Annotated in this window: 4 protein-coding genes; 2 read left to right on the forward strand and 2 right to left on the reverse strand. The window is 54.2% G+C overall.

Annotated elements, in window-relative coordinates:
- Positions 1–42: 42 nt before the first annotated feature.
- Positions 43–2,928: an extracellular solute-binding protein gene (locus D2E25_RS10625; RefSeq protein WP_206430771.1), complete on the reverse strand. Its 2,886-nt coding sequence runs from the start codon at positions 2,926–2,928 to the stop codon at positions 43–45.
- A 5-nt stretch (positions 2,929–2,933) separates the two neighbouring features.
- The gene (locus D2E25_RS10360; protein WP_125982552.1) at positions 2,934–3,740 is read right to left on the reverse strand and encodes an ABC transporter ATP-binding protein; all 807 of its coding nucleotides are present in this window, start codon (positions 3,738–3,740) and stop codon (positions 2,934–2,936) included.
- Between the two features lie 472 nt (positions 3,741–4,212).
- Between D2E25_RS10360 and D2E25_RS10365 the strand changes: the two genes are divergently transcribed.
- Both D2E25_RS10365 and D2E25_RS10370 read left to right on the forward strand, forming a co-directional pair.
- Entirely contained in the window at positions 4,213–5,391 is a 1,179-nt protein-coding gene (locus D2E25_RS10365; protein ID WP_125982554.1) for an anion transporter, read from the forward strand.
- Between the two features lie 9 nt (positions 5,392–5,400).
- A complete protein-coding gene (locus D2E25_RS10370; RefSeq protein WP_241217181.1) occupies positions 5,401–6,585 on the forward strand; it encodes a DmpA family aminopeptidase in 1,185 nt (394 codons plus the stop codon).
- Positions 6,586–6,633 lie beyond the last annotated feature (48 nt).

The raw sequence follows: 6,633 nt of genomic DNA on the forward strand, positions 1-6,633 counted from the left end.
ACACATGCCGCCCCACCCCCGGTGAAAAGTAGCGCCGTAGCCTTACTTGCCTTGGGCAATGCGCTTGCACTCGGACGAGAAGTCCTGATGCTGCTGGAGCAAATCAACGGTGAGCGGCTGGGGGAACGTCTGAGAACGCTTCGACGCATTCGCTGGAGCCTTTTCGCCGACATACAGCGGCGTCGGGTACGTTTCAAGCAGTTCCTTACGACCCTGGTCGATGATGACTGCAGCCATCTTCTGTGCCTTCGGGTTCGTCGCACGGCCCTTATCAAGCACGGCCACCGATTCAGTCAGCGAATAGTTGCCTTCCTCGGGGTCGACGTAGTCGATAGGCAAGCCCTTCTTCTTGTCTGCAACAGCCTGATGGCGCAAACCGAAGCCAATCGCCACCTCGCCAGAGCGCACGGCCTTGAGCGGTCCAGAACCAGACTGTTCAAGATGCGGGCCAGCGTTCCGGTAAATCGTAGTGAGAATATCCTTGCCTTCCTTACCGGTACCGTATGCGTCCGCAATAGCTTGAATCATCAGCCAGCCGGTTGACGAGCCTTCCATATCAGGCACGGAGATCAGTCCCGCGTACTTCGGGTCGGCAAGATCCTTGAAGCTCTTAGGCGCGTCTACGCCAGCAGCTGCAAGCGCCTTCGTGTTGACGATGATCGCACCCTCCTGCGCAGTGGTTGGACGGCGATAGTTCGGAGCCTTCGAGTTTTCGGACGTGCCCAGCAGCTGGGATTTCACGTCGGTCAGCGGCGCGAACATGTGATTGCGTTCCTGTGCCGAGTCGACGTAGTAGGAGCTCATGGTAAGCATGTCAGCTTCGAGTGCCTTGCCTTCGGCGAGCATCTTGCCGCCAAGCTCCGAGGTGCCGAACGACTGGATAATGTACTGGTTCTTGAACCCGTTATTGTCGAGCGCATGCTGGAAAGCGACCACGGCTTCGTCATCGGCGTTCGTGTAGATCACAACCTGCCCGTTGGCGGAGGCGGTGGACGTCGCGCCGAAGCCGAATCCGACGAGCAGCACGGCGAGTATCGCTGAAAGTCCGGCAGTGAAGGCGTTGCGAGCGCGACGGTTACCAGTAGTCGGCAGCGGAAAGTCCGGCGTGCCATTTTCTGCAGCTTGTACTGCGGCGGTCAGACGAGTATCGGCGGCTACGGTGGCACGCGCGGCGGCGACCTGTGGCGTGCGTACGGTGGCGCGCGCAGCAGAACGAGAGCGTGCGCGTTCAGCAGAACGGTCACGCGTGGCGAACGCGATCACACCCTTGACAACAAGATTGGTGACCAAGATCAGCAGCGAGAGCACGAACACGTCATCGAACTTCGCGATGTGCTGCAGCGCGGAGATCTTCGTGGTGATGACCTGCGTGCGTGCGCCGGTCAAGAACACGACTGCGGAGATGGTAACCATCGCGTTGACGAAGTAGTAGCCGAACACTTGCAGAATCGTCGGCAGTGCGTTCGGCGTGACCACGCGCATGATCGTCTTGATCCACGAATCGCCCATGAGTTTGGCGGTGGTCTCCCAACCGGCGTTCATCTTCGACAGTGAGTCTTTGATCATCTGGTATGGGGTGGCGAAGTAGTGGATGATGTTCGCGACGATCAAAATCCAGAACGTGTTCTGCAGGGCTGAACCGGAGAACGCGAACAGGAACGCGATACCAAGCACCATGCCAGGCACTGTGTTGATGATCGCTGAAATCGCATCCACGGAACGTTTCGCCCAGTTCGGCAACTTCGAGCGAGATGTCACCAAGCCGGCCGCGTATGCGAACAGGCAGCCGACAATTGCTGTCATTACTGCTACGTACAGCGAGTTGGTGAACACTTGCGTGAGCTCGGAATCAGTGAACATGTTCGCGATGTGCGCGAATGTGAAGCTCGTGTTGAACGGCCATTCGGCAACAAACGGAATCAGCAGGATCACTGCGAACACCGAGAGCGTGCATACGAGTACGATCACGCTTGCGATGCCGCACGCCCAGTCGCGGCGCGGTCCCTTCGGTAGATCGACCTGACTGATCTGCTTGTAGCGGATTGCAAAGCGCTCCAGCACAGTCATCAAAATGATCGAAATAATCGACGGGATCAGCATGAACACTGCGATAACAGCACCACGGTTGAAGTTCGGAATGCTGCCAAGCATCTGGTTGAACAAGGTCATCGCGAGCACATCGTATTCACCGCCGACCGATGTTGGAATACCGTAGTCAGTGAATGCGAGGAAGAACGACTGAATAAACGCGACGGCCAACGTGCCGATTAACGGGCGCAGTACGGTGTTCAGGAATGTTACCGCCGGCGTATCGCCCATAATATGACTGACGATAATGAACTTCTTATCAACGAACTGGAAGCTGTTGTTGATCAGCAAGAAGCAGGTTGGCAGCGTGTAAATCACATAGCCGAGCAGCAAGCCGTTAAAACCGTAAATGTCGAACAGTTGATGGCCAAACAGTCGAGTAATCAACCCTTGTTTACCAAACGAGTAAATGATGGCGAAACCGTAGGTGATAGTCGGCAGCAGCATTGGCAACTGTGCGAGCAGTTCGACAGCTTTCTTAAAACCGGCGGGCACATTCGTGCAGTTAATCGTGTACGCGAGCAGGAATGCGAGCAGAACTGCAACCAGCGCAGACGCTGTGGAAACGATCACAGAATTGGTGATAGAACGCACAAATTCAGGACGCTTGAGCACTGCCGCATAATTAGCGAGCGTTGCCGCGCCATCCGCAGTAGTAAACGAGCGGATGATCACCAATGCCATAGGAATAACGAGGAACGCGGCGAACGCTACCGCGACGATAACTAGGAGCGTCCACAATTCCGTCTGCTTGCGCGGGGCGGGGCGCCGCTCATAATTGATAATTTCAGGCGCAATATTCGGCAGTTGTTTCGCTGCTTGAATAGATTCGGCAGACATATGTGTTACGCCTCCTGCCCAGCAGGTGCGCCTACTGTGGTGGCAGCGTGTGCGCGCTCATCCGCTTCAGCCTCGTTAAACAGCGAGTAGATGTTATTACGCTTGACTTCCAGCTGATGCAGAATGAACTTGCGTACGAAATCGCTTGCCGGGTGTTCGATAATGTTCTCCGGCGTATCGTATTGCGCGATAGTACCCTGGTTGATGATGAGCACGCGATCGCTCATCGTGCACGCCTCTTCCGGGTCGTGCGTCACCATAATCGTCGTGAGATTGTACTGTTCGACGATCTGCTTAATCTTCGCTTTAATTGATTCCTTAATCACACCATCCAACGCGGAGAGTGGCTCATCAAGCAGCAGCAGGCGCGGCTTCATTACTAGCGTGCGAGCGAGTGCTACGCGCTGCTTTTGACCGCCGGACAGTTCATCAATGCGCTTGTTCAAATGTTCTTCAAGACCAAGCAGCGAAATCAGTTCCTTGATTTCCTTCTCGGAAGAAATACCAGGATTATTGCGCAAACCATACGTGATGTTCTCATACGCAGTGAGGTTCGGGAAGAGCGCATAATCTTGGAACACAATGTTGAATCCGCGCTTTTCCATTGGCACGCGGGTCAGATCTTTACCATCGTAGAGAATCTGACCGCTGGTCGGATCAGTAATACCAAGAATGATGTTCAGCAGCGTAGTTTTACCGCCGCCGGAGGGACCAAGGATTGACATGATCTGACCATCACCCAGCGTCAGACTAATGCCCTTCAGGACGTGAACGTCCCCAAACGATTTAGTAATGTTGTTTAGTTCGAGCATATTTCTCAACTTGCTTGTTCGTGGGTCTGCTCTGGATTGGTCGAATCAACTTCATCGAACCGGCTGCAGCCCTTCTGCCGTGTTCATTTTCTATAGTCCAGCAAAGGCGCATGGCGTGGACGTTACATCGAAAAAATCTCGAATACCGTTAGGTGAACAGCAAGTGAAACTACGCTCATACTGCGTAGTGCGCGTAGTTTGCGTTTGGAATGGTTGATTAACAAACGCTGCACTGCGGAGCGTCATACTCGGCGTACATATGGTGTTGTTATTTAACGTGCGTTTACTTGTAGTCAATCTAGTAAATATGCGCATGGTCGGGAGCTGAACCCAATAAACAGTAAGGAAAAGTCGCTATTTTCTTGCAAAACTGTCGGAAAACAGCACGCCGATAACTACGTACTAGGCCGTGGACTCCGTTAATATTGTCCTCGCACACAGCGTGAACTATGGTTTGAAAACGGAGGGCTCGATGCGGCGCTTGCTCATCAGGGTGCTGAAGAACGAAACAATTCTCATCGTCGCCTCATTGCTCGCATTAGTATCCTGCTTTATCGTGCCTCCAGACGCTGATTACAAAAGCTACATTCACGCGAGCACGATCAGTCAGCTCATCTGCCTGATGATAGTAGTATGCGGCTTCCAACGCATCGGTATTTTCCGCATTATCGGCTCACGACTGCTCGAAAAAACCGCTACCATGCGCGGACTCGTGATCACGCTGGTTGCGCTCACCTTCTTTTCTGCCATGTTCATTACCAATGATGTAGCACTGGTGACATTCGTACCCTTTGCTGTAGCAGTGCTTATCATGGCGGGCGCGCAAGAGAAAACCATCCTTGTAGTAACGCTCATGACCATTGGTGCGAACGTCGGCAGCATGTTTACGCCTATCGGTAACGCGCATAACCTATATCTCAAAGCGCTTACCGGAATGCCTACACTGGAATTCCTCACCATCATGGCCCCTTACTCGGGTGTTGCTGCCGTACTACTGGTGATCGTCGCATGCGTGGTGTTTGGCAAGCAGCCAGTTGGGAACCTCGGCAATCTCGAAACCGGCGTACTCGCACCGGAACGTGGCAAGCATCAGCCTGACGAGATTCGTATTACTGGGTACGGTGCAGGCTACGGCGGTTGGCGCACAGTCGTGTATTTGCTGCTGTTCGTCGTCTGCTTGCTCGCAGTCTCCGACGTAATCCCACTATGGGCTATGTGCGTGATCGTATTCGTCACGTTCCTGTTTACCGACCGGCGCGTATTCCGTTATGTTGACTGGGGATTGCCACTCACGTTCTGCATGTTCTTTATTTTCATTGGCAATATGAAGCGCGTCCCAGAGTTTTATGAGCTCGCGCGCTCGCTGGTCGGCAGTCACCCGCTCGAAGTGGCTGTAGGCTCCAGCCAGATTATTAGCAATGTGCCAACTACGATTTTGCTCTCCGGCTTCTGCGATCAGTGGCGTGAACTGATTATCGGCACCAATTTGGGTGGCATGGGTACGCTGATTGCTTCGATGGCTTCACTGATCTCCTACAAGAATGTGGTGCGGCAATATCCCCATCGTAAGGGCCGCTATTTGGCGGTGTATACGGCAGTGAACGTGCTGTTCCTCGCTGTGCTGCTCACACTCAGTTGGATTATCGAATAATACGGTTGTTTGTCGCTGCATCTCGCCGCTGGCGTGTTCCTTCACGAATACGTTGCCGGGTATGCAACAATGGCGTCGCACTACGGTAAGGAGACGGCGATGGGTGTAACAAGCAATCTCAACAACGAATTGTGCGCGGCAGCACGCGGACCGCGCAATCTCATCACTGACGTGCCCGGTGTACGGGTTGGTCATGCGACGCTTGAGGATGGGCCAGGAGGCCCACTGCATACGGGCGTAACCGCGATCGTACCGCCTGGCGATTGCTTCACCAGCAAGCTGCCGGCTGCCGCATACGTTTCTAACGGGTTCGGCAAATCGATGGGGCTTGTGCAAGTTGAAGAACTTGGCTGCTTAGAGACGCCGATTCTCATGACCAATACGCTCTCATGCGGCGCGTGCTTTGACGCGCTGGTACGCCACGCACTTGACACGCATCCGCAGATTGGCGTCAGCACGGGCACAGTGAACCCTGTGGTGATGGAATGCAATGATGGGCCAATCAACGATATTCGCGCAATGGGCGTACGCCCAGAACACGGGTTTGAAGCGATGCGCGCTGCCAGCGAAGATTGTGAAGAGGGCGCGGTAGGCGCTGGTTCTGGCATGACCTGCTTTGGCTTAAAAGGTGGCATTGGCTCTTCCTCGCGCGTGCTTTCTTTCGACGGGCGCGAATACACGATTGGCGTGCTCGTAATGACAAATTTTGGTGCGTTGGAATGTTTGCGTATTGCCGGCGTACCAGTAGGGGAGCAGTTGGCGGAATTTAAGCGCTCGTTGGTGAGCGGCGAGGATAAGGGCAGTATTGTGGCGGTTATTGCCACTGATCTGCCGGTCGATGCGCGCCAATTGCGCCGGTTTGCTAAACGCGTCACGGTTGGTATTACTCGCTGCGGCGGCTATATCGGCAATGGTAGCGGCGAGATTGTTGTCGCGTTCAGTACTGCGAATCGAATGAATCATTGGGCTGGCCACGAGGTTGATGGTCGTTCATTGCCGATGATCGACACTGCTGCGCGTCTCAGTGATAATGCGATGGATGTGTGCTTTAGAGCCGTGTCTGCTGCCAGCGAGGAGGCGATCATCAGTTCGCTTGCGCATGCGGATAGTCTGATAGGTCGCACTGGCGAAATCACATGGTCATTACATGATCTGGCTAGCCAGGCTGGTGTTGACCTGCCAGCTGGACTGTAACGCCACCCCTTTTGTGACGCGGAGCGTGACCGGGAGCGAATCAAACAA

Origin of the sequence: Bifidobacterium goeldii (assembly GCF_003951095.1) — a bacterium.
GTDB lineage: Bacteria > Actinomycetota > Actinomycetes > Actinomycetales > Bifidobacteriaceae > Bifidobacterium > Bifidobacterium goeldii.